Source organism: Rahnella sp. R3(2024) (genome assembly GCF_042920125.1).
GTDB classification, from domain to species: Bacteria; Pseudomonadota; Gammaproteobacteria; order Enterobacterales; family Enterobacteriaceae; genus Rahnella; species Rahnella rivi.
On the sequence record NZ_JBHGBU010000001.1, the window covers coordinates 2,796,514 to 2,821,041 of the forward strand.

Annotated in this window: 20 protein-coding genes and 1 other annotated feature; of the genes, 11 read left to right on the plus strand and 9 right to left on the minus strand. The window is 53.1% G+C overall.

The genetic code is table 11. The annotated features are described in order from the left end of the window. Positions 1 to 36: 36 nt before the first annotated feature. Positions 37 to 1,038, minus strand: a complete 1,002-nt coding sequence (locus ABSH60_RS12640; RefSeq protein ID WP_056776696.1) for a zinc-binding alcohol dehydrogenase family protein — start codon at positions 1,036 to 1,038, stop codon at positions 37 to 39. Positions 1,039 to 1,146: 108 nt separating this feature from the next. On the opposite strand from ABSH60_RS12640, the gene ABSH60_RS12645 reads away from it, so the two are divergent. Further along, positions 1,147 to 2,055, plus strand: coding sequence for a LysR family transcriptional regulator (locus tag ABSH60_RS12645; RefSeq protein ID WP_056776699.1), 909 nt, complete (start codon positions 1,147 to 1,149; stop codon positions 2,053 to 2,055). Positions 2,056 to 2,119: 64 nt separating this feature from the next. Here the strand turns inward: ABSH60_RS12645 and ettA are convergent, their stop codons facing one another. From ettA to ABSH60_RS12660, 3 genes are all read right to left on the minus strand, one after another. Further along, on the minus strand, positions 2,120 to 3,787 hold the full coding sequence (gene ettA, locus ABSH60_RS12650) for an energy-dependent translational throttle protein EttA (RefSeq protein ID WP_072158104.1): 1,668 nt from the start codon (positions 3,785 to 3,787) through the stop codon (positions 2,120 to 2,122). A gap of 218 nt (positions 3,788 to 4,005) precedes the next feature. Beyond that, positions 4,006 to 4,686, minus strand: a complete 681-nt coding sequence (gene rcsA, locus ABSH60_RS12655) for a transcriptional regulator RcsA (RefSeq protein WP_390974218.1) — start codon at positions 4,684 to 4,686, stop codon at positions 4,006 to 4,008. Positions 4,687 to 5,007: 321 nt separating this feature from the next. Then, entirely contained in the window at positions 5,008 to 7,746 is a 2,739-nt protein-coding gene (locus tag ABSH60_RS12660) for an HAD-IC family P-type ATPase (protein WP_390974220.1), read from the minus strand. A 636-nt stretch (positions 7,747 to 8,382) separates the two neighbouring features. Between ABSH60_RS12660 and sltY the strand changes: the two genes are divergently transcribed. Next, positions 8,383 to 10,311, plus strand: a complete 1,929-nt coding sequence (gene sltY, locus ABSH60_RS12665) for a murein transglycosylase (protein WP_056776714.1) — start codon at positions 8,383 to 8,385, stop codon at positions 10,309 to 10,311. 55 nt (positions 10,312 to 10,366) lie between these two features. Continuing rightward, complete coding sequence (gene trpR, locus ABSH60_RS12670) at positions 10,367 to 10,717, plus strand: trp operon repressor (protein ID WP_056776717.1); 351 nt, start codon at positions 10,367 to 10,369, stop codon at positions 10,715 to 10,717. 22 nt (positions 10,718 to 10,739) lie between these two features. Here trpR and yjjX read toward each other — a convergent pair whose 3' ends face one another. After that, a complete protein-coding gene (yjjX, locus tag ABSH60_RS12675) occupies positions 10,740 to 11,273 on the minus strand; it encodes an inosine/xanthosine triphosphatase (RefSeq protein ID WP_056776720.1) in 534 nt (177 codons plus the stop codon). A 51-nt stretch (positions 11,274 to 11,324) separates the two neighbouring features. On the opposite strand from yjjX, the gene gpmB reads away from it, so the two are divergent. After that, entirely contained in the window at positions 11,325 to 11,972 is a 648-nt protein-coding gene (gene gpmB / locus ABSH60_RS12680) for a 2,3-diphosphoglycerate-dependent phosphoglycerate mutase GpmB (RefSeq protein WP_056776725.1), read from the plus strand. A gap of 11 nt (positions 11,973 to 11,983) precedes the next feature. On the opposite strand, the gene robA is transcribed toward gpmB, so the two are convergent. Further along, positions 11,984 to 12,847: an MDR efflux pump AcrAB transcriptional activator RobA gene (gene robA, locus ABSH60_RS12685; protein ID WP_056776728.1), complete on the minus strand. Its 864-nt coding sequence runs from the start codon at positions 12,845 to 12,847 to the stop codon at positions 11,984 to 11,986. Positions 12,848 to 13,055: 208 nt separating this feature from the next. On the opposite strand from robA, the gene creA reads away from it, so the two are divergent. Further along, on the plus strand, positions 13,056 to 13,538 hold the full coding sequence (creA, locus tag ABSH60_RS12690; RefSeq protein WP_056776733.1) for a protein CreA: 483 nt from the start codon (positions 13,056 to 13,058) through the stop codon (positions 13,536 to 13,538). A gap of 106 nt (positions 13,539 to 13,644) precedes the next feature. On the opposite strand, the gene arcA is transcribed toward creA, so the two are convergent. Further along, on the minus strand, positions 13,645 to 14,361 hold the full coding sequence (gene arcA, locus ABSH60_RS12695; RefSeq protein ID WP_056776736.1) for a two-component system response regulator ArcA: 717 nt from the start codon (positions 14,359 to 14,361) through the stop codon (positions 13,645 to 13,647). 668 nt (positions 14,362 to 15,029) lie between these two features. Here arcA and ABSH60_RS12700 point away from each other — a divergent pair. The 5 genes from ABSH60_RS12700 (at position 15,030) to thrC (ending at position 20,799) form a co-directional block, all read left to right on the plus strand. After that, positions 15,030 to 15,716, plus strand: coding sequence for a tRNA/rRNA methyltransferase (locus ABSH60_RS12700; RefSeq protein WP_056776742.1), 687 nt, complete (start codon positions 15,030 to 15,032; stop codon positions 15,714 to 15,716). A gap of 216 nt (positions 15,717 to 15,932) precedes the next feature. Then, positions 15,933 to 16,001: a thr operon leader peptide gene (gene thrL, locus ABSH60_RS12705; RefSeq protein WP_071823645.1), complete on the plus strand. Its 69-nt coding sequence runs from the start codon at positions 15,933 to 15,935 to the stop codon at positions 15,999 to 16,001. Continuing rightward, positions 15,940 to 16,056 (plus strand) — a sequence feature (Thr leader region). Its footprint overlaps the gene before it by 62 nt. A gap of 38 nt (positions 16,057 to 16,094) precedes the next feature. Then, on the plus strand, positions 16,095 to 18,554 hold the full coding sequence (gene thrA / locus ABSH60_RS12710; protein ID WP_390974224.1) for a bifunctional aspartate kinase/homoserine dehydrogenase I: 2,460 nt from the start codon (positions 16,095 to 16,097) through the stop codon (positions 18,552 to 18,554). A gap of 1 nt (position 18,555) precedes the next feature. Further along, a complete protein-coding gene (gene thrB, locus ABSH60_RS12715; protein WP_056776750.1) occupies positions 18,556 to 19,485 on the plus strand; it encodes a homoserine kinase in 930 nt (309 codons plus the stop codon). Between the two features lie 24 nt (positions 19,486 to 19,509). Beyond that, positions 19,510 to 20,799, plus strand: coding sequence for a threonine synthase (gene thrC, locus ABSH60_RS12720; RefSeq protein ID WP_122094230.1), 1,290 nt, complete (start codon positions 19,510 to 19,512; stop codon positions 20,797 to 20,799). A gap of 67 nt (positions 20,800 to 20,866) precedes the next feature. Here the strand turns inward: thrC and yaaA are convergent, their stop codons facing one another. Next, positions 20,867 to 21,640, minus strand: coding sequence for a peroxide stress protein YaaA (gene yaaA / locus ABSH60_RS12725; RefSeq protein WP_136375901.1), 774 nt, complete (start codon positions 21,638 to 21,640; stop codon positions 20,867 to 20,869). 112 nt (positions 21,641 to 21,752) lie between these two features. Beyond that, positions 21,753 to 23,180 carry an amino acid carrier protein gene (locus ABSH60_RS12730; protein ID WP_390974227.1) on the minus strand — a complete coding sequence of 476 codons (1,428 nt, stop codon included), beginning with the start codon at positions 23,178 to 23,180 and terminating at the stop codon, positions 21,753 to 21,755. 273 nt (positions 23,181 to 23,453) lie between these two features. On the opposite strand from ABSH60_RS12730, the gene tal reads away from it, so the two are divergent. Further along, on the plus strand, positions 23,454 to 24,407 hold the full coding sequence (tal, locus tag ABSH60_RS12735) for a transaldolase (protein WP_056777212.1): 954 nt from the start codon (positions 23,454 to 23,456) through the stop codon (positions 24,405 to 24,407). Positions 24,408 to 24,528: the final 121 nt, after the last annotated feature.

Genomic DNA, 24,528 nt, shown 5'->3' on the forward strand with positions numbered 1-24,528 from the left:
AGAGGTGACGGCTTTTGGTATTTCAGAAGGGCCGGTTTAAAACGCGACGACCACTTTCCCCTGCATGTGTCCATCCAGCACTTTCGCATGCGCCGCTTCGATACTCTCAACGCTCAGCCCGTGAAGCGTATCGCTCAATGTGGTCTGCACTTTCCCTTCATCAACCAGTGCGGCGACCTGCTTCAGGATTTCGCCCTGTTGCGCGATATCCGGTGTGTTGAACATGCTGCGGGTGTACATCAGTTCCCAGTGCAGGGCGGCGCTTTTCAGCTTCAGCGTGTTCATGTCCAGCGGGTGTTCATTTTCGACGATGGTACAGATGTGACCCATCGGCGCGATCAGATCGGAAATCGCCGCCCAGTGTCCGTCGGTATCGTTCAGGCAAAGAATGAAATCCACCTGTTTGATACCGTGTTTCGCCAGTTCACCTTTCAGATCTTTGTAATTCACGGTCAGATCCGCACCGCGATCCAGACACCATTTGGCCGATTCGGCACGCGAGGCGGTGGCAATGACTTTCACTTTGCTGCGCAGCGACGCGAACGGGATCGCCAGCGATCCGACACCGCCAGCACCACCGATGATCAGCAGCGTTTTGTCTTCGGAGGCATTCTGAATGTTCAGATGTTCGAACAGCGCTTCCCACGCGGTCAGCGCGGTCAGAGGCATGGCGGCAGCTTCGGCCCAGTTCAGGCTTTTCGGTTTGACGGAAACAATACGTGAGTCGATCAGCTGTTCAGTCGCGTTGCTGCCGGAGCGGGTGATGTCCCCGGCGTACCAGACTTCATCACCGACGTTGATGTTTTTCACCGCGCTGCCGACGGCTTTCACAATGCCGCTGGCATCCCAGCCCAGCACTTTTGGCGCGTCCAGACCGCTTTTTTGCACGCCCTTATGCACTTTGGTATCGACCGGATTGATCGACACGGCTTTCACTTCCACCAGCAGGTCGTGATCTTTTGCGACGGGTTGGGGTAATTCGACGGCGATGAAACGGGCCGGATCCTGCGGGTTCACTGCGATTGCTTTTACGGACATCAGAATTTCTCCATTTATTGCTTCGGGTATACAGACAGTCTAGCCCTGATGCGGCAAGCTGATAAGATGGACAATAACTAACAACGTGTTCGTCTCAGGTGAACAATCATGTTTAAACAATTGCAGGATATGGCGCTGTTCGCGCTGGTGGCGGAATGCGGCAGTTTCACTCAGGCAGCCAAACGTGCCGGTTTGCCGAAATCCAGCGTCAGCCAGCGCATCAGCCAGCTGGAGAAATCCGTCGGCCTGCGGTTGCTCAACCGCACCACGCGCCAGCTGAATCTGACCTTCGCCGGGGAACGCTATCTGATCCACTGTCAGGAAATGATGCAGGCCAGCGAAAGGGCGGAACTGGCGATCCGCCGTTTGCGTGATAACCCGAGCGGGCGATTGCGCATCACCAGCCCGGCGGGTCTTGGCGCGACGTTGCTGGCGCGCATGAACGTCGAATTCCAGAAACGTTATCCGGATGTGTCGCTGGAAGTGTCGGTATCCGATGCCATGGTCGATCTGGTGCAGGAAGGGTTCGACATTGCGCTGCGCACCGGCAAACCGCAGGATTCCTCGCTGATTGGCCGTGAACTGGGACATTGTCCGCGTTATCTGCTGGCGTCTCCGGCGTACCTTGCCCGGCATCCTGCGCTGGAGTCGCCGCAGCAGCTGGCAGCGCATCATTGCATCGCCCACCGCGCCTGGTCGGAATGGGTGCTGCATCGCGGCGATACCTATCACCGCTGGTTACTGCCCTCCGCACATACCACTGACAATTTGCTGTATGCGCGGGAGTGTGCGCTGGCTGGCGCAGGCATCACCCTGTTGCCGGCGTTTTTATGTCACAGCGAAGTGGCGGAAGGCACGCTGGTGCGCGTGCTGCCGGCGTGGGAAGCCGAAGGAAATGATTTGTATCTGGTCTATCCGGGGCGAAAACTGAATTCACCGGCGCTGGCCTGTTTTATTGAGTTCATGCTGGAAGAATACGGTTTTGCAAAGAGTTACAGTGAGGCGCTGGCAGGATAGGGGGCAGAGGATTAATGCCATAAAAAAGGCCCGTTTCCGGGCCTCAGAGACATCAGTAAAAAGATTACTTGATGATTTTCTTGTATTTGATGCGCTTCGGCTCTAACGCTTCAGCACCCAACGTACGTTTTTTATATTCTTCGTATTCGGTGAAGTTACCTTCGAAGAATTCGACTTTACCTTCATCCTGATAATCGAGGATGTGGGTCGCGATACGGTCAAGGAACCAGCGGTCATGGGAAATGACCATGGCGCAGCCCGGGAACTCCAGCAAGGCGTTTTCCAGTGCGCGCAGGGTTTCAATGTCGAGATCGTTGGTCGGTTCATCGAGCAGCAACATGTTACCGCCAACCTGCAGCAGTTTCGCCAGATGCAGACGACCACGCTCACCGCCGGACAGTTCGCCGACGCGTTTGCCCTGATCAACACCTTTGAAGTTGAAGCGGCCCACGTAGGCACGGCTTGGCATTTCGGTGGTGCCGATACGCATGATGTCCTGACCACCGGAGACTTCTTCCCACACGGTTTTGCTGTTGTCCATGGAATCACGGAACTGATCCACGGAGGCCAGTTTCACGGTATCGCCCAGCTCAATCGTGCCGCCGTTCGGTTGTTCCTGACCCGACATCATGCGGAACAGCGTGGATTTACCCGCGCCGTTCGGACCGATGATCCCGACGATCGCGCCTTTCGGCACGGTGAAGGACAAATCGTCGATCAGAACGCGATCGCCGTACGATTTGCTCAGGTTTTTCACTTCAACGACTTTATCGCCCAGGCGCGGACCCGGTGGAATAAACAGTTCGTTGGTTTCGTTACGTTTCTGGTATTCGGTGCTGTTCAGCTCTTCAAAGCGTGCCAGACGGGCCTTGCCCTTAGACTGACGGCCTTTCGCGCCCTGACGTACCCATTCCAGCTCTTTCTCGATAGATTTACGACGAGCGGCTTCAGAAGAGGCTTCCTGCGCCAGACGTTCATCTTTCTGTTCCAGCCAGCTGGAGTAGTTACCTTCCCACGGAATACCTTCACCGCGGTCAAGCTCCAGGATCCATCCGGCCACGTTATCGAGGAAGTAACGGTCATGCGTGATCGCCACAACGGTGCCTTCGAAGTCGTGCAGGAAGCGTTCCAGCCAGGCCACGGATTCTGCATCCAGGTGGTTGGTCGGTTCGTCGAGCAGCAGCATGTCTGGTTTTTCCAGAAGCAGGCGGCACAATGCTACACGGCGACGTTCACCCCCGGACAGGGTAGCGACTTTCGCATCCCAGTCGGCCAGACGCAGCGCATCGGCGGCGCGTTCCAGCTGGCTGTTCAGGTTGTGGCCGTCATGCGCCTGAATGATCTCTTCCAGACGACCCTGTTCGGCGGCCAGTTTATCGAAATCAGCCTCCGGATCGGCGTACAGCGTGTACACCTCATCAAGGCGTTTTAACGCGCCAACGACTTCAGAAACGGCTTCTTCCACGGACTCACGCACGGTGTGTTCCATGTTCAGCTGCGGTTCCTGCGGCAGATAGCCGATTTTCAGGTCGGGTTGCGGGCGTGCTTCACCTTCGATGTCGGTATCGATACCGGCCATGATGCGCAGCAGCGTGGATTTACCTGAACCGTTCAGACCCAAAACACCGATTTTGGCGCCAGGGAAGAAACTCAGGGAGATGTTCTTAAGAATATGACGCTTCGGCGGAACAACTTTGCCGAGGCGATGCATGGAATATACGTATTGAGCCACGTTGTTTTGAGCCTCTTTCTCTGCGGGCCGTGCGTGTGTGCCGGATCAGAACAGGTTGATCCAACGGGCGCTGCGGCGAATTAAGCCAGCCCCGCCTGACTGCGGCATGACTGGTAAGGGTTCCGACCGGCAAGTTTAGCGTGTTTCAGTCGTGTTCCCAACCATCAGCTTCACAGTAAGACGAGAATGTTGCTGGCGCAGTGTCAGGCAGTCAGTATTTAACCGGCAGTCAGGGCGATTTCTCCGGATTCACTGGCGGGGCGCAGAGGGTGAGGGCGGCCAACAAACATACCGGAAGTCAGAATATCCGTGAGTTTAACCACATGATAAATCGCCTGTTTGTTGTGTGTTTTGACCTTGCGCTTAATATTGCCTTTGTGCGATGCGACGGTTTTTTGTTTGATATTCAGATGCTGTGAAATGTTCAGCGTATCCAGCCCTGACATCCACATTTTCAGAATGCTGAACTCGGTGCGGCTCAGGCTGACCGGAGTGAGATCTAACGGAACCCCGATTTCTATCGCCCGTGAGATTTGCAGGTTATGAGCGATAAGCTGATAGATAGTGGTCGTGCGGATGGATTTCGACACAATGATGACGTTGTGGCGGATCGGGACATAGTTCTGATAATTCAGGTTATCTTTGGAAATAAACACAAAAAACAGCGTGCCGGGATGGGCGTTGATCACGGCTTTTAACGCCAGGCCCGCCTGCACATCCGACATAAAGCAGTCTTCATTTACAAAGATGATTTCAGGTGTCAGAGACTTGCAGGCAGTTTGCAGCTCAGTAATGTCCTTTAGCGAAAGAATGTCTCTCTGATGTTGTCCGTTGAGTTGCAAAAGTGACTGCAATGCCAGCTGTGTGTAAAAGCACTTATCTACAATGAGCGATGACATCGTGAGTTACCTATTTTTGGCTCCATGTGGTTCTGCTTGCGCAGAAAGAGCTCGTTTTTATGAAACTGCTGAGGATCTATCGGGTAGTGTCCTGAAAATCGCCGGTGAGCGGGGAAGCTGAAATGGCTGTGCGCCGGGAATACCCTTGGGCAGAGTAATAAGTCGGGGGCGGGTTGATGTAAATCAGTTGTACGGGCTTTGGGATGTTTTGTGTGAAATTTGAGACGAAATGAGCGCCGGTGAGGCTGAATTATTTGAATATGTTACTTTTATGACAAAAAAACCGGGCTACAGAATATAGCCCGGCAGGTTGCATTAAGGTCAGACTTTTTTGCGGATGTAGCGGTTAACCAGCCATTTTTCGATTTCGACGATAATGAAGATCATCGCACCGACCACCAGCGTAATTCCCCAGAATTTCAGTGGCATTGGCACGGTGCCGAACAGGTTGTTCATCACCGGCAGGTAAATCAGCGCCAGCTGCAACACCAGTAATACGCCGGAGACAATCCACAGACCTTTGTTGACGAACACTTCGCGGGTCAGCGGGAAACGGTCCATGACGCGGCAGTTAAACATGTACACCCACTGCGCGGTGACCAGCGTTTGCAACAGCACGGTGCGGATAAGATCGCTGCTGTAGCCACGCGGCTGCATCCAGGCTTCGAGGATAAAGGCGCTGCAGGCGATCAGAATCCCCACGAACGCGATACGCCAGACAGAGTACAGGTCGAGAACGTGCTGACCCGGTGCGCGCGGTGCGCGACGCATCATGCCTTTCTCCGCGGGCTCGAAGGCCAGACCGAAAGAGAGCGTGGTCGAGGTGGCCATGTTCATCCATAAGATCTGCACCGGGGTGAGCGGAATGACCGCGCCAGCCAGAATCGCCAGGATGATCAGCAGCCCCTGCGCGAGGTTAGTCGGTAAAATAAACAGAATGGTTTTCTTGAGGTTGTCGTATACCCGACGTCCTTCTTTCACCGCACTGGCAATCGTCGCAAAGTTGTCATCGGTAAGCACCATGTCTGCCGCTTCTTTGGTGACTTCTGTCCCTTTGATGCCCATCGCGATGCCGACGTCGGCTTGTTTCAGCGCGGGCGCATCGTTCACGCCATCGCCGGTCATGCCCACCACTTCACCGGTATCCTGTAACGCTTTTACCAGACGCAGCTTATGCTCAGGGCTGGTTCGGGCGAAAATATCGTACTGACTGGCGGCAATCGCCAGTTCGGTGTCATCCATGTGCTCCAGCTGGTAGCCGGTGATGGAGTCGCCGCTGTTACCGATGCCTAACATTTTACCGATAGCCATCGCCGTTTCCTGGTGGTCACCGGTGATCATTTTCACGCGGATCCCGGCCTGCTGGCACTGAGCAATGGCGTCAATCGCTTCGGGACGCGGTGGATCCATCATCCCGGCAATACCGGCGAAGATCAGACCGTCCTGCAAATCATCATGATCCAAATCGCCGTTGATCTCTGGCTCATCTTTAAACGCCGCTGCGACCATGCGCAGACCCTGACGGGCATAGCGCGCCATTTCTTCTTCCCAGTATGCGCGGCGGAAAGGCGTAATGCCGTTTTCAGTCAGCTCAAATTTAGCCAGCGAGAACAGAACATCCGGTGCGCCGGTCAGGAACAGCTGCGTTTTGCCGTCAATGCGTTGCAGGGTAGACATGTATTTGTGCTTGGAATCGAACGGAATTTTATCCAGTGGCTCGACCTTGCCGGTGTTCAGATTCGATTTGGCTGCCAGCACTTTCAGGGCGCCGGACGTGGGTCCGCCGGTGATGCCCCAGTGGCCTTTTTCGTCCTGCATCAGCTGGCTGTCGTTACACAGATCCACGGCGGTGATGAAGGTATTGAGCACCGGCGTGTTGATCACATCGACCTGTTTGTGCGTTTGCGCGTCAACGATGCGGCCTTTCGGCTGGTAGCTTTCGCCTTCGACGTTATAGACCCGGTCTGCCAGGATCACGGCCTTGACGGTCATTTCATTCATGGTCAGCGTGCCGGTTTTATCCGAGCAGATCACGGTCATGGAACCCAGGGTTTCGACAGTCGGCAGCTTACGGATAATGGCGTGATTACGCGCCATCGACTGAACGCCCAGGGAGAGAATAATCGAGATAATGGCCGGTAAACCTTCCGGCACCGAGGCGACAGCCAGGCTAATCAGCGACAACAGCAGCTCGCCGAGTGGCATATCACGCAGGATGAAAGCGAAGACGAACAGGAACGCCATCATCAGTAAAATCAGGGCGAAAATGCCTTTGCCCAGTTTGTCGATTTGCTGCAACAGCGGCGTACGCTGCGGCTTAATCGCCGACATCATCTGATTGATGTGGCCGAGTTCGGTGTCTTTACCGGTGGCATAAACCACACCGGACGCAGTACCGCCGCTGATCATCGTGCCGGAGAACAGCAGATTGTGGCGATCGCCAATCATCACTTCGCCATCGATCACATGGGCATTTTTGGTCACAACGGTGGATTCACCGGTGAGGATCGCTTCTTCGACCTGCAGGTTATGGGCGCTGATAATGCGCAGGTCAGCCGGAATTTTGTCGCCGGGACGCAGTTGCACGATATCACCGGGCACAAGCTGGTCGGCATTGATGGTTTGCACCTGTCCGTCGCGCAGCACGACGGCCTGGCTTGAGAGCATATTCTGAATACTTTTCAGTGACTTCTCTGCGCTGTTTTCCTGCAAAAAGCCAATCATCGCGTTGACTACTGCCACGCCGAGGATCACAAAGGTATCGACCCAGTGGCCCATTGCGCCGGTCACCACCGCAGCTGCCAGCAGGATATAAATCAGAACATCATTGAAGTGCGCCAGAAAACGCATCAGCGCGCTTTTGGTTTGTTTTTCAGGTAATGCATTTGGCCCGTATTCTTTCAGACGTTCGGTCGCATCCGGCTGGCTCAGACCATTTTCGCCGGTACCCAGACGTAACATGGCTTCTTTACCGCTCAGCTGATACCAGGTTTTGTTATCTGGCGGTGCTGAAGAAGAAGGGCTGGCATTCGTTTTTACTGCACTAGATGAATGGTTCATAATGTTTTCCGTAAGCGAGTAAAGGAGTGTCGCTGATTAATTAATTCACCGATGTAATGGCGGAGAATATTAAGACCGCTTTTACAATATGAGTGAGATGATAATTTAATCGTATTGAAGGTTTTTGATCTGAGTTAAGAAATACTTTGTTACGTTCGCTTTTAATAGTTTTTTTCATTAAAAACAAGGAAATATAAATTTTAAGATTATCCGTATTAATGCATTTTCATTTAGTAATCGTTTAGGAATCAAATATCAATGTAAATTAGCGTAAATATATATCAGCTTTGTTATGGGCTTATTATTTATGTGATAGTAAGGAAGCTATCTATTATGGTGAATAATCCTAAGAATATTGTTATTCACTCAATAATAATGCGGGTATTACCTCGCATAAAGTAAAGGCGTGAAGTAAAAACGTCCGGCCACGTCTGGTAACCGCGCACTGCTTGCACCACACTGTGTAAAGTTTGTGATGTCGCGGCGGCATTACTTCAATTTTAAAAATGAATCGATTAGCGTAGTCGAGGTCTGAATAACGCATAACGGTTCCGGCAAGAATTTCAGAGCGTCTGCAGGGCAATTCCTGTGCAGTCTGCGCAGCAAGAAACACAACCCGCGAGGATAAAGGTAAGTATGGTCAAGGTGGACAGATGGCACTCGCTGGCAATGAGCATGTTGCTGGTGACGGTTTCGGGCGTGGCGAAAGCAGATTCCCTCGACGCACAGCGTCAGCATTACATGCAGATTAAACAGGCATGGGACAGCAACCAGATGGATGTCGTCAGTCAACTGATGCCAACGCTGGAAGATTATCCGCTTTATCCCTACCTCGAATACCGTCAGCTGACGCAGGATCTTGGCGAGGCGACGCCTGCCCAGATCAACGCTTTTGTGAAAGCGAACCCGACATTACCGCCTGCGCGCTCGTTGCCTTCTCGTTTCGTCAACGAGCTGGCGCGCCGTCAGGACTGGAACAGTCTGCTTTCTTTCAGCCCGCAGCCACCAAAGCCCGTCGCTGCCCGCTGTAACTACTATTATGCAAAATGGGCGACCGGCGATCAGAAAACGGCTTTCGACGGCGCCAAAGACATCTGGCTGACCGGCACTTCATTGCCGAATACCTGCGATAAACTGTTCAACGTGTGGCAGGGCGCCGGGAATCAAACCGCGCTGACCACATTGCAGCGTATCGGTCTGGCGATGAAAGCCGGGAATACCAACCTGGTTAACTTCCTGGCGAAACAGTTGCCACCGGATTATCAGACCATGCGCGATGCGCTGCTGGCGCTGCAAAACAATCCCAACACCATTGAAAGCTTTGCACGCAGCGTAGGGCCGACCGATTTCACCCGTAACGCGACCAGCATTACGTTCGCCCGCATTGCGCGCGATGATTCAGAAAATGCGCGCTCGATGATCCCGGTGCTGGCACGGTTGCAGAAGATGAGCGACAGCGATCGTCTTGAACTGGAAGAGGCTGTCGCCTGGCGCTACATGGGCAGCGATGTCACCTCTGAACAGGCGGCATGGCGCGATAACGTGATTCTGCGCAGCCATTCCACCACGCTGGTGGAACGTCGCATCCGTATGGCGCTGGCCGCCGGTGACCGTCAGGGTTTAAGCCAGTGGCTGGAACGTTTGCCGCAGGACGCGCTGCAAGAAGACGAATGGCAGTACTGGCGTGCTTCAGTGATGATCGACAAAGGGCAGAAAACGCAGGGCGAGGCGATGCTGCGCACCTTGATGAAAGGGCGTGGTTTCTATCCGATGGCCGCGGCTCAGAAGCTGAATGTCGCGTATCCGATGCAGATTTCCGTTGCCGCCAGACCGGATGCCAGCATTGGCAAATTGCCGGAAGTGGCGCGCGTTCGCGAGCTGATGTACTGGCAGATGGATAATCTGGCGCGCACCGAGTGGAGCTATCTGGTGAGCAGCCGCAGTGAATCTCAGCAGTCGGCGCTGGCACGTTATGCTTTCGAACAAAAATGGCCGGATCTGAGCGTGCAGGCGACCATCACCGGCAAGCTGTGGGATTATCTGGAAGAACGTTTCCCGCTTGCCTGGCCGGATGAATTCCGCCGTGCGACCAATGATAAAGGCATCACGCAAAGTTATGCGATGGCGATTGCCCGTCAGGAAAGTGCGTGGAATCCTAAAGCCCGTTCGCCGGTTGGCGCGGCGGGTCTGATGCAGGTCATGCCTGCCACCGCGCAGCACACGGTGGATATGTTCAGTTTGCAGGGTTACAGCAATCCGGCGCAGTTGCTGGATCCGCAGATGAATATCACTATCGGTACCAGCTATCTGGAATACGTCTATCAGATGTTTGGCCGCAACCGTATTCTTGCCAGCGCCGCTTACAACGCCGGGCCTTCGCGTGTGAATACCTGGCTTGGCAACAGTGCGGGCAGGGTCGATTCTGTCGCCTTTGTCGAAAGCATCCCGTTCTCTGAAACACGCCGATATGTTAAAAATGTGTTGGCATATGATGCGTTTTATCGCTATTTTTTACATCAACCCGCCAAAATATTGACGGATGCCGAATGGCAGAGGCGTTACTGATCGCCGGTTGTCTATGTTAAACTGCTGTACTAGTTCAATAGTATGGCAGCCAAACATGACTCAACGACCGCTCAATGACCCTGCTCTTTCCCAACAAGGCAATGAGGACTGGCAGTGCTTTCTGGCACTGCTACAGCAATCTTTTGCTGAAAATCTGCATCAGGATCTCTTGCAACTGCTGCTGACGCCCGACGAACGTGCGGCGCTCGGCACGCGGGTGCGGATTATTCAGGAGCTGATGCGCGGGGAGATGAGCCAGCGGGAGCTGAAGAGTCAGTTAGGTGCGGGGATCGCCACGATTACGCGCGGTTCCAACGGCCTGAAGAACGCGCCGGCACCGCTGAAGGCATGGCTGGGAGAGCAACTGTTGACGGAGGGATCTTCGGCAGACAAAACGGACGACTGATGCGTCCGTTTTGATCATAAATTTAATGTGTCAGCGATCTTATCTGATAAACCGCATTATGGAAGGGCGCTAAGGCCAGTACCAGCGCCTGATGGTAAACACTGGTGCGGGTCAGTTTCCCTGCTGTAAACACGCCAATGGCACCGCCTTTGCGTTTCACTTCTGCGATACCCGTCAGTTTTTCCATCTCATCCCCCAGTTCACTGCCCTGGTTGATTCCCTGTAAAATGATTTCAGGTAACATCAGGCTGGCTGAGCGGGATTCACCGCGCTGGTGCATGTTCTCAATCACCATCCAGGCGAACGTCATATTGTCTTCGATACCGGCTTCCACGCCGACCCAGAAGTCAGCTTCCGGGCGAACCTGACGTGCGCCGATCACGCGATGACGCGCTCCGGTGCGGGTTTCATTGCTGCCGATGGGCTGATTGGGCACACCACTGTCGACGTCAACACCTTCGATGCGGAATGCCTCAGCGCCGAAAATATCTTCAAAAGCCATGGCGATAGCTTTGATCTTTGCCGGGTTAGTGGTTGCAGCGACAACATGGTACATAGAGTTTTAGCATCCTTTAGCAAATTTCACGCAGTATAACGGAAAACACTCATGTTACAGGTATATCTCGTCCGTCATGGCGAAACAGAATGGAACGCAGCGCGCCGTATTCAGGGGCAGTCAGACAGCCCGCTGACGGAAAAAGGTCTTTTTCAGGCCCGTCAGGTGGCGGAGCGTGTGCGCAATGAAGGCATCACTCACGTTATCACCAGTGATTTGGGGCGTACCCGTCACACCGCACAGATTATCGCTGATGCCTGTGGCTGTGAAGTGATCAACGAACCGCGCCTGCGGGAGTTACACATGGGCGTACTCGAAGAGCGTATTCTCGATGGTCTGACGGAACAGGAAGAAATCTGGCGTAAGCAGATGGTGGACGGTTCGCCGGAAGGGCGTATTCCGCAAGGCGAAACCATGACCGAACTGGCAACCCGGATGCGCGCCGCGCTCGACAGCTGTCTGGATCTGCCTGCGGGCAGCAAGCCTCTGCTGGTCAGCCACGGAATTGCGCTGGGCAGTCTGATCAGTACGATCCTGGGGTTGCCTGCTTATGCTGAGCGTCGTCTGCGGTTGCGTAACTGCTCGCTGTCGCGAGTCGATCATCAGGAAAGCGCCTGGCTGGCGAGTGGCTGGATAGTGGAAACAGCGGGCGATATCTCACATCTGGATCAGCCCGCTTTGGACGAATTACAACGCTAACGCCAGAGGCGTTAGCGGCGGATTGGGATCAGGTAATCACATTCTATTTCGGTCGGCGTCGTACCCGGCGCCCGGCCGTTGGTGTAGAAGCGTTCGATGTCCTGTCCCTTTCTGCGCGTCAGTTTCAGGGTCGGCAGACAGGTGCTGTACAAGGTCAGAATGAATTCCTGCAAATGCTCAGGCGTGCCACTGTAGTGGAACATGGCATATTCCCCTTCCTGTAACACAATCGGCTGACCTTCAACGTTTTCCGGCAAATGATTCGGTTCCAGCGCCGTGGTGTACATGACTTCCTGCTCATCATCCTTTTCCTGACTTGGACGCGAATGGTGCAGACCGTAGAGGACTGGCGGCAGGGTTTTCGCTTCACCGATGTACTGGCGCCAGAAGTGACGGCGCATCTCGTTACGGTACGTGGTAATTTGCTCCAGCGTACAGGCGTAACTCTGCGTCATCCCAATCAGGTGTTGTTCCGGCAGTGAGATATACTCAGGCTGCGGCAGAATGAAAGCACCGAGACGGATCGGCGGACAAATGCCGAACGAATGCCAGTCTTCAGCACGGCGATACAGCGCAGGCGTCTGGGCAAACTGTTTTTTAAAGGCCCGGGTAAACGTTTGTTGAGAGTCAAAACGGTATTGCAGGGCGATATCTAAAATCGGGCGGCTGGTGAGACGAAGTGCGACGGCCGCTTTAGAGAGACGACGTGCGCGTATGTATGCGCCAATAGCGTTATTGGTGACATCTTTAAACATGCGCTGCAGGTGCCACTTGGAATAGCCAGCCTTGGCTGCGACATTGTCGAGTGACAAAGGCTGGTCTAAATGGGTTTCTAACCAGCTAAGAAGGTCACGAATGATTCCTGCTTGATCCATAGATCGTCCTCGTTGAGCTAAGATAAATGCACAGAATGATGGTCGGCATAATAGCAACTTTTTCGAGATAAGACTTCTTAAGAATTTTTTGGCTATCTGTGCTATTTGCGGGTGTTACAGAGTATTTCACTCTGAAAGTGTGAATAAACGCTTTCTGAATGGGGTTTCTATAGAAAACAACGTCATGCTTATGACGTGGAGTAACTTAATGAAAAAGTGTTGGATTTTTGTTTTTGGGATGTTTGTTTTTTGTTCTGGTGCTGCGCATGCAGAGCAGGTGGGGTCGGTGGATACGGTCTTTAAACTGTTCGGTCCGGATCACAAGATCGTGGTCGAGGCCTTTGATGATCCTGATATTAAAAATGTAACCTGTTATATCAGCCGTGCAAAAACCGGCGGTATTAAGGGCGGGCTGGGTCTGGCGGAAGATACTTCTGATGCTGCGATTTCCTGTCAGCAGGTCGGGCCGATTGAACTGAGTGACAAAATTAAACAAGCGAAAGACAAGGGGGAAGTTGTTTTTCAGAAACGCACATCACTGGTGTTTAAAAAGCTTCAGGTGGTTCGGTTCTACGATGAGAAACGCAACGCCCTTATTTATCTGAGCTACTCCGATAAAGTCGTTGATGGTTCGCCGAAAAATGCGCTGAGCGCCGTGCCGATCATTCCCTGGGGGCATCCGGCACCGTAAATCTGGGTGTCATCCTGCTATAGAAAAGGCCAGCTTTCGCTGGCCTTTTACGTTTGATACCTGTGGCAACAGAACGGTTGGCAACCTTCTGTATGCGGGCCGGGGATCAGTCTTCCAGATCACCGCAGAAACGGTAGCCTTCGCCGTGAATGGTGGCGATGATTTCTGGTGTGTCAGGCGTCGCTTCGAAATGCTTACGGATGCGACGGATAGTCACGTCTACCGTACGGTCATGAGGTTTCAGCTCACGGCCAGTCATTTTCTTCAGCAAATCGCCACGGGTTTGGATCTTGCCCGGGTTTTCACAGAAGTGCAGCATGGCGCGGAATTCACTGCGCGGTAACTTGTACTGCTCACCCTGAGGGCTGATCAGTGAACGGCTGTTGATGTCTAATTCCCAGCCGTTAAATTTGTAGCTTTCTACCAGACGACGTTCTTCACCGGCAGTACCCAGGTTCATCGTGCGGGAAAGCAGGTTGCGAGCGCGGATGGTCAGCTCACGTGGGTTGAACGGCTTGGTGATGTAATCATCAGCGCCGATTTCAAGACCCAGAATTTTATCAACTTCATTGTCGCGGCCGGTCAGGAACATCAGTGCAACGCTGGCTTGTTCACGCAGTTCGCGTGCCAGCAGCAGGCCATTTTTGCCCGGCAAGTTGATGTCCATGATAACCAGATTGATGTCATTTTCGGACAGGATGTGGTGCATTTCTGCGCCATCATTGGCTTCATGTACCATGTAGCCTTCTGCTTCAAAAATGCTCTTTAACGTATTACGTGTCACTAACTCGTCTTCGACGATCAGAATATGTGGGGTCTGCATGATTGCTACCTAAGATTGCCAACAAATAGAAAATAGGAGTACAGAAGTCCTTGTTATCCCGATGAATTTCGACGGCTTACTGGCCATCTCACTCGTTACATGACTAAAGTACGTAAACGCGTTCTCGATGCAATTTCCATCAACGGCAACAACATCGCAAGCTCGGTCAGGGATTCCACTTTCTGCAGTTCCACGTGGTCCTAAAGCGGCGCATATCCTAACCCTATTAACAGCAATATAACAGCGAGTGCCGAAATTACCACCCAACAAAACTACGGTTTGTTGACATATATCAAGTTCAATTGTAGCACGGTAACAGAAACGTGAAAAACACTTATAAGAATGCACGCTTGAGTCACATTTCGTCCTTTATTGTACACGATTCAGCAATTCATTAAGTTGACCGAGATAAATGCAAAAAATGGATGAGTGAGTATTATATATCCTTATGAAAAATAATGATTTAAATTTTAATAAAGTTTGCTTAACCGCGCCAGCACCTTTTTTTACTGTCAGCTTCGGTTTTCCGATAAAATGGATGAATATATTCCGTCGGCTGTTAAGTTCTTGTGAATAATATAAGCATTGAATAAGGTCTGGCGCAGGGCAAAAATTCATCGCTGAACCACACCCGACATTATCTCTCCCACTCTTTGCGAAGGTACGACATGCAACTTCATATTATTTTGGTTTCACCTGCGCGCCCTGAAAATGTCGGGGCGGCGGCACGAGCCATGAAAACCATGGGCTTCGCATCCTTGCGTATTGTCGACAGCGAAGCGCATCTGAAACCGGAAGCGGGCTGGGTGGCGCATGGTTCGCAGGAGATCCTGCAAAATGCCCTGCATTTCACCACGCTGGCGGAAGCACTGGCCGATATCGATTTTACGGTGGCGACCACTGCCCGCAGCCGTGCGCGCTTCCACTATTACTGCACGCCGCCGGAGTTGCTGACGCAGCTGGAAGAAAAAAGTCAGTGGGTGAACCATGCGGCGCTGGTGTTTGGGCGTGAAGATTCAGGCCTGACGAATGAAGAGCTTGAGCTCGCCGACATCCTCACCGGCGTACCGATGGTGGCTGATTATCCGTCTCTGAATCTCGGGCAGGCGGTGATGGTTTTCTGTTACCAGCTGTCGTCACTCAACCAGGTTGCCGCTGCACGTGCGGAAAATGCCGAGGCAGGGCAGTTGTCTGCCTTGCGTTCGCGGGTGGGCCGATTACTGGAAAACGTCGGGGCTGAAGATGATCAAAAACTGGCCGACTGGGTGCATCAGCGCCTCGGACTTTTGCAGCAGCGGGATGCTGCAATGCTGCACACTTTGCTGCATGACATCGAAAAAAAGCTGAACCAATGATGTGAGGGGTTTATTCTTTACGGTAGTGCAATATTCCGGATAAACTGAATAACCCTGCTATTTGAACTGGAATTTACTTTACGTGCAGCGGATTGTTCATTTTGTTACAGCCGTGACCGTCAGCGTAAAACCAGAAAAAATTTGACTTGTTGTGCCTTATGCTTTAGCTAATAGAGGCAGACAGCGTAAAAACTCTAAGACAGACAGAAGATAAAAATGCGAATCATCAGCCTGAACACAACAATTATTACCACCACCGATACCACAGGTAACGGGGCGGGCTGACGCGTACAGGAAAAAAGAAAAAAGCCCGCACCTAACCAGTGCGGGCTTTTTTTTTAACACTTTAAAACGACGAGCTTCAGGAGAGAATCAGAAATGCGAGTGTTGAAATTTGGCGGGACCTCGGTAGCAAACGCAGAACGCTTCTTGCGGGTTGCGGACATTATGGAAAGCAATGCGCGTCAGGGACAGGTCGCAACGGTATTATCTGCACCTGCCAAAATTACCAACTATCTGGTCGCCATGATTGAGCGAACTGTCGCAGGACAGGACATTCATACCATCATGAGTGATGCAGAAAGCATTTTCGGACAGCTGATCTCGGGTCTGGCGGACGCACAACCGGGCTTTGATCTGGCAAAAGTGAAAGCCTATGTGGATCAGGAATTCGCTCAGCTCAAACAGTTGCTGCACGGCATCACCCTGCTGGGCCAGTGCCCGGACAGCGTCAACGCATCAATCATCTGTCGTGGCGAAAAACTCTCTATCGCCATCATGGAAGCCGTATTTATTGCCAAAGGCTTTGGCGTCACCGTGATCAATCCGGTTGAGAAGTTGCTCGCGCAAGGCCATTACCTTGAATCCACCGTAGATATCAATGAATCCACCCGTCGCATTGCGGCAAGTGCCATTCCCGCTGACCACATTGTGCTGATGGCCGGTTTCACCGCCGGTAACGACAAAGGCGAACTGGTGGTGCTGGGGCGCAACGGTTCTGACTATTCCGCCGCCGTGCTGGCAGCGTGTTTACGCGCTGACTGCTGCGAAATCTGGACCGATGTTGACGGCGTCTATACCTGTGACCCGCGCATTGTGCCCGATGCCCGCCTGCTGAAATCGATGTCGTATCAGGAAGCGATGGAGCTGTCGTACTTTGGTGCGAAAGTGCTTCATCCGCGTACCATCCTGCCTATTGCTCAGTTCCAGATCCCTTGTCTCATCAAAAACACCACTAACCCGCAGGCGCCGGGTACCCTGATTGGCAGTGAAAGCCTTGGCGATAACACGCCGGTGAAAGGCATTACCAACCTGAACAACATGGCGATGATCAACGTGTCCGGGCCGGGTATGAAAGGGATGATCGGCATGGCGGCGCGCGTTTTTGCGGTGATGTCCCGTTCGGGTATTTCCGTTGTGCTGATCACTCAGTCTTCGTCTGAATACAGCATCAGTTTCTGTGTGCCGCAAAATGAGCTGGAACGCGCGCGTAAGGCGCTGGAAGACGAATTCTATCTTGAACTGAAAGACGGCCTGCTTGAGCCGCTCGACGTGATGGAAAAACTGGCGGTGATTTCCGTGGTCGGCGACGGCATGCGGACGCTGCGCGGGATCTCGGCGAAATTCTTCTCTGCGCTGGCGCGTGCCAACATCAATATTGTGGCGATTGCCCAGGGTTCTTCTGAGCGTTCAATTTCTGTTGTCGTAAATAACGATGATGCGACTACCGGCGTGCGTGTCAGCCACCAGATGCTGTTTAACACCGATCAGGTGATCGAAGTGTTCCTGATCGGCGTCGGCGGTGTAGGCGGCGCGTTGATCGAACAGATCCGCCGTCAGCAGGCATGGCTGAAAACCAAACATATCGATCTGCGCGTTTGCGGTATCGCCAATTCCCGCGCATTGCTGACCAACGTTCACGGCATCGCGCTCGACAGCTGGCAGCAGGAGCTGGCCGCGGCGAAAGAGCCGCTGAATCTGGGGCGCCTGATCCGTCTGGTCAAAGAATATCATCTGCTCAATCCGGTGATCGTCGACTGCACGTCCAGCCAGGAAGTGGCCGATCAGTATGCCGATTTCCTGACAGACGGTTTCCACGTTGTTACGCCGAACAAAAAAGCCAACACCTCATCGATGAATTATTACCACCAGTTGCGCAAAGCAGCGGATGGTTCGCGCCGTAAATTCCTGTACGACACCAACGTCGGTGCGGGTTTGCCGGTGATCGAAAACCTGCAAAACCTGCTGAACGCCGGTGACGAACTGCTGCGATTCTCCGGCATCCTTTCCGGTTCGTTATCGTTCATCTTCGGTAAACTGGATGAAGGCATGTCGCTGTCTGCGGCGACCTTGCAGGCGAAGGAAATGGGCTATACCGAGCCGGATCCGCGTGATGATCTTTCCGGTATGGACGTTGCCCGTAAGCTGCTGATTCTGGCGCGTGAAGCCGGATACAATCTGGAGCTGACGGATATCGAGGTGGAATCTGTTTTACCGTCGTCCTTCAATGCAGAAGGCAACGTGAATGAATTTGTGGCGCGTCTGCCGGAACTGGATGCACAATTCGCCAAGCGCGTGGCCGAGGCTACCGCAGAGGGTAAGGTACTGCGTTATGTCGGTGCTATCGAAGAGGGGCGTTGCAAAGTGAAAATCGATGCCGTCGATGGTAATGACCCGCTTTATAAAGTAAAAAATGGTGAGAATGCGCTGGCGTTTTATAGTCGCTATTATCAGCCGTTGCCGCTGGTTCTGCGTGGTTACGGTGCCGGTAATGATGTGACGGCAGCAGGTGTGTTTGCCGATCTTTTGCGAACGCTGTCATGGAAGTTAGGAGTTTAATATGGTTAAGGTGTATGCCCCGGCTTCAATTGGGAACGTCAGCGTCGGTTTCGACGTGCTGGGCGCGGCAGTTTCTCCGGTGGACGGTACGCTGCTCGGCGACTGTGTGTCGGTTGAAGCTGCCACAGAATTTAGCCTGAAAAGTGAAGGCAAGTTTGTCTCCAAACTGCCAGACCGCATGGAAGACAACATTGTCTATCAGTGCTGGCAGCGTTTCTGTCAGGAAATCGGCAAGGAAGTGCCGGTGGCGATGACGCTGGAAAAAAACATGCCGATCGGATCCGGTCTGGGTTCCAGTGCATGCTCGGTGGTTGCCGGTCTGATGGCGATGAATGAATTCTGCGGCAAGCCGTTGAGTGAAAACCAGATGCTGTCGCTAATGGGAGAGCTGGAAGGGCGTATTTCCGGCAGCGTACATTTTGACAACGTCGCGCCGTGCTATCTGGGCGGCATTCAGCTGATGCTGGAAGAGCTGGATATCATCAGCCAGAACGTGCCGAGTTTTGACGACTGGCTGTGGGTGATGGCGTATCCGGGGATTAAAGTTTCAACGGCGGAAGCGCGGGCAATCTTACCGGCACAGTATCGCCGCCAGGATTGCATCAGCCATGGCCGTTATCTGGCGGGCTTTATTCACGCCTGCCATACCCAGCAACCCGCGCTGGCGGCGAAGCTGATGAAAGACGTGATTGCTGAACCGTATCGCACTCGTCTGCTGCCGGGCTTTGCGGAAGCTCGCACCGCCGCGGAAGAAATCGGTGCGCTGGCCTGCGGGATTTCCGGTTCCGGCCCGACGCTGTTTGCAGTGTGTAACGACAGCGCCACGGCGAAACGTATGGCTGACTGGTTGCAGGCGCACTATCTGCAAAATGACGAAGGTTTTGTTCATATTTGTCGTCTTGATACCGCGGGCGCGCGGGTATTGGGATAACTCGAAAATTTACTGGGATAACAAATGAAACTGTACAACCTGAAGGATCACAACGAGCAGGTCAGCTTTGCTCAGGCCGTCAAACAAGGTTTAGGAAAACAGCAGGGTTTATTCTTCCCGCTGGATCTGCCTGAATTTGAACTGACCGAAATTGACCGCTTGCTGGAGCTGGATTTCGTCACCCGCAGCAGCCATATTCTTTCTGCTTTCATCGGCGATGAAATCCCTGAAGAAGCGTTACATCAGCGTGTGAAAAACGCGTTTGCCTTCCCGGCGCCGCTCGCCAAAGTGGAAGAAGACATCGCCTGCCTGGAGCTGTTCCACGGCCCGACGCTGGCGTTTAAAGATTTCGGCGGCCGCTTCATGGCGCAGATCCTGACTCAGGTGTCTGGCGACCAGCCGGTGACCATTCTGACCGCAACCTCCGGGGATACCGGTGCGGCAGTGGCGCATGCTTTCCACGGCATGAAAAATGTGCGCGTTGTTATTCTGTATCCGCGCGGCAAAATCAGCCCGCTGCAGGAAAAACTGTTCTGTACGCTCGGTGGTAATATTCATACCGTGGCGATTGATGGCGATTTCGATGCCTGTCAGGCGCTGGTCAAGCAGGCCTTTGATGATGAAGAGCTGAAACACGCGCTGAAGCTGAACTCGGCGAACTCCATCAACATCAGCCGTCTGCTGGCGCAGATTTGCTATTACTTCGAGGCCGTTGCCCAATTGCCGCAGGAAGCGCGCAATCAGCTGGTTGTGTCGGTACCAAGCGGTAACTTCGGCGATCTGACCGCCGGTTTGCTGGCGAAATCTCTGGGCCTGCCAATCAAACGCTTTATTGCGGCAACTAACGCCAACGACACGGTGCCACGTTTCCTGTCTAACGGGGAATGGGAACCGAAGAAAACCGTCGCGACGCTGTCGAATGCGATGGACGTCAGCCAGCCTAACAACTGGCCGCGCGTGGAAGAGTTGTACCGCCGCAAGATCTGGCAGCTGAAAGATCTCGGTTTTGGTGCCGTCAGCGATGACACCACCGAAGACGCGATGCGCGAGCTGGCGGACCTTGGTTATATCTCTGAGCCGCACGCCGCAATTGCTTACCGCGTGCTGCGCGATCAACTGCAACCGGGCGAGTTCGGCCTGTTTATCGGTACCGCGCACCCGGCGAAATTCAAAGAAAGCGTGGAATCGATTTTGGGTCAGGATATCGGCTTGCCGAAAGAACTGGCTGAACGCGCGGATTTACCGCTGCTGTCGCATAACCTGCCGGCTGATTTCAGCGAAATGCGTGCATTCCTGATGGCACTGCCTGAATAAAGACGGTGCGTCAGAAAGGCAAAAGCCCTCTACAGGAGGGCTTTTTTATGTCTGTCATTCAGGGAAATCAGCGTTCAGGGCGGGTGAATACCAGCTCATTGCCCTGTGAACGTGATTCATCAAATGTGTAACCTTCCAGATTGAAATCCTGAAGCTGTTTCGGCTTATCCAGACGCTCTTTGATGATAAACCGGCTCATCAGACCGCGGGCTTTTTTGGCGTAGAAGCTGATGACTTTGTATTTGCCATTTTTTTCATCGAGGAAGACGGGCTTGATGATCTCGCCATCCAGAAGTTTAGGTTTCACCGCTTTGAAATATTCGTCGGAGGCCAGGTTCACCAGCACTTTGCTTTTCTGTTCGCTGAGCAACAGGTTCAGTTTCTCAGTCAGTAAATCGCCCCAGAAAGCGTAAAGATTCGTGCCCTGCGGATTTTCCAGGCGGATACCCATTTCCAGACGGTAGGGCATCATCAGATCCAGTGGACGCAGCAGGCCATACAAACCGGACAACATGCGCAGATGTTTCTGGGCAAAATCGAAGTCTTTCTCGCTGAAATCTTCTGCCTGTAAGCCGGTATACACGTCCCCTTTGAAGGCAAGCAACGCCTGACGCGCATTCTTCGGCGTGAAATCTGGCTGCCAGTCGTTGAACCTTTCCGCGTTCAGATGGGCCAGTTTGTCGCTGATCCCCATCAGGGAAGATATCTGCGCAGGGGACATTTTACGCGCCACGGTGATCAGCTCACTGGATTTATCCAGCAGTTCAGGCTGGGTGTAGCGCGTTGTCGCAAGCGGGCTTTCGTAATCGAGCGTTTTAGCAGGAGAAATAATGGTCAGCATAGTGCGTCCGTTTGGTCAGTGACGGTTCAGATTCAGGAATTTTTCGTTGCACTACTGTAGCAAAAAAGTCAGTGAAATAGCGCGCTGGTGAAAATAACAGCGATAGGGAAAATCAGTTTTGATGCGGATTTTTATCCCAGATACCGGGCTCCAGCTGGCCGCGCAGTTCAGGAAAATGGTTCGGATTAAACACGGGGATTTTCCCCATGCGCTGCTGACGTTCATAGTCTTTCACGACCTTGACGGCAATGCCTGACAGCAACAGCAGGGCGGTCAGATTGAGAAGGGCCATCAGAGCCATGAAGATATCCGCCAGTTTCCACAAGACCTGTAATTCCATCAGGCAGCCGCCGAATACCATCGCAATCACCAGTAAACGAAAAGCCAGTAATTTCCCGCCCCTTTCGCTGCGCACAAAGCCGAGATTATTTTCCGCATAGGCGTAATTTCCGCAGATGGAGGTGAAAGCAAACGTAAACACCAGTGCCGCCAGCACGACATTGCTCCAGCCCGGTATCGCAGGAGAAATGGCCTGATGGAGCAGGGCAATTCCGGACGGTGCGCCGGGATTTGCGAGCGCGCCGGAGGTCAGAATGATCAACGCCGTCGCGGTACAAATCACTACCGTATCGATAAATACGGCCAGCATCTGATTAAAACCCAGCGCCGCCGGATGACTTACCGAAGCCATTGCGGCGGCGTTAGGCGAGGATCCGACACCCGCTTCGCTGGCGAACACACCGCGCTGCATGCCCTGCGTGATGGCCTGCGTCATACCATACGCCAGCGCGCCGGAAGCCGCTTCCTGCAAACCAAAGGCGCTTTTGAACACCAGCGCCAGAACCTGCGGCAGTTTTTCCACATGATGTCCAATGACCCAGACAGCCAGCAGCAAATAGCCGAGGGCGATGAAGGGCATGAGTTTGTTCGCCAGCCGCGTTATCGCGCTTATGCCGCCAAAAATCAGTATCGCCGTCAGAGCGGCCAGTATGAAGGAGGTGGTCAGCGCGGGCGTGTCTAAAAACCGGGAGGAGGCCTGTGCGATAGCATTGGCCTGCAAGGCGATAAAAATGAATCCGCAGGAAATGACGATCAAAATGGAAAACAGGATGCCCATCCAGCGCATACCCAGACCTTTCTCCATGTAATCCGCGGGGCCGCCACGGAAACGACCTTTGTTGCCGGGGCTTTTATAAATTTGCGCCAGCGTATTTTCTATCATCCCGGTGGCCATACTGAATACCGCAATCACCCACATCCAGAATATGGCCCCGGGCCCGCCCAGGGTTAGCGCAATCGCCACACCGGTCAGATTCCCCGTCCCCATTCTTGAGGACATGCTCAGGCAAAATACGCTCCATACGGACAAGCCGCGGGCATCGGGATGACGTTTGAACGGTGCGCGGGAAAAGAGATGGCTAAAGCGGCGGAACTGAATAAAGCCGAGGCGGAAGCTGAGATAAATACCGGTGCCTAACAACAGATAAATCAGGATCGAACTCCAGAGAACTGTATCGAAAAATTCCAGTAACTCATTCATGACTTATCCTTGTTTGATTTACCTTTCATCATTTTTATCCACTCCGTGCGTACGCCTCGCTGCGGGAGGGCTAACATACCTTTTTTACGTGACGGGGAATATATTCATTTTGGCTGATTTTGTGTGTTTTGGAAGGTGGGAAAATCCATGATGTTCGTAGCCGAGCATGCCGCGATAAGCGCCTTGCGCCTGGCTTTTTGCATGTTATCATCAGCCAAAGGCAAGGCATGAAAATGCCTATACGAAAACGTCCAAACGATGAGATATGCCAAAATGACCGATAAACTGACTTCCCTACGCCAAATGACTCAGGTTGTTGCTGACACCGGAGATATCGCGGCAATGAAGTTGTACCAGCCGCAGGATGCGACCACCAACCCGTCACTGATCCTCAGCGCTGCGCAAATTCCTGAATACCGTAAACTGATCGACGAAGCAATCGCCTGGGCACGTGACCAGAGCAGCGATCACGATCAGCAGATTACTGATGCCGCTGACAAACTGGCAGTAAACATCGGTCTGGAAATTCTGAAACTGGTCCCTGGCCGCATTTCAACTGAAGTTGATGCTCGTCTGTCTTACGACACCGACGCGAGCGTGGCTAAAGCTAAACGTCTGATCAAACTGTACAACGACGCGGGTATCACTAACGACCGTATCCTGATCAAACTGGCGTCTACCTGGCAGGGCATCCGCGCTGCAGAGAAACTGGAAAAAGAAGGCATCAACTGTAACCTGACGCTGCTGTTCTCCTTCGCTCAGGCTCGTGCTTGTGCAGAAGCGGGCGTCTTCCTGATTTCTCCATTCGTTGGCCGTATCCTCGACTGGTACAAAGCCAATGGCGACAAAAAAGAGTTCGCACCGAATGAAGATCCGGGCGTTGTGTCTGTGACCGAAATCTACGAATACTACAAACAGCACGGCTACGAGACTGTCGTGATGGGCGCAAGCTTCCGTAACATCGGCGAAATCATCGAACTGGCTGGCTGTGACCGTCTGACCATCGCACCTGCACTGCTGAAAGAGCTGGCAGAGAGCGAAGGCCCGCTGGAGCGCAAACTGTCCTTCTCCGGTGAAACCAAACCACGTCCTGCGCCACTGACTGAAGCTCAGTTCTACTGGGACCACAACCAGGATCCAATGGCGATCGACAAACTGGCTGACGGCATCCGTAAGTTTGCAATCGACCAGGGTAAACTGGAAAAAATGATTTCTGACCTGCTGTAATCAGCACTCAGTTTCAGCAAAAAGCGGCTCATCAGCCGCTTTTTTTATGCCTGCGATAAAACCCTCGGCCGGTTACCGATATACTGAAGCCTGTGACAATGAAGAAAAATGCTGTGGAGAA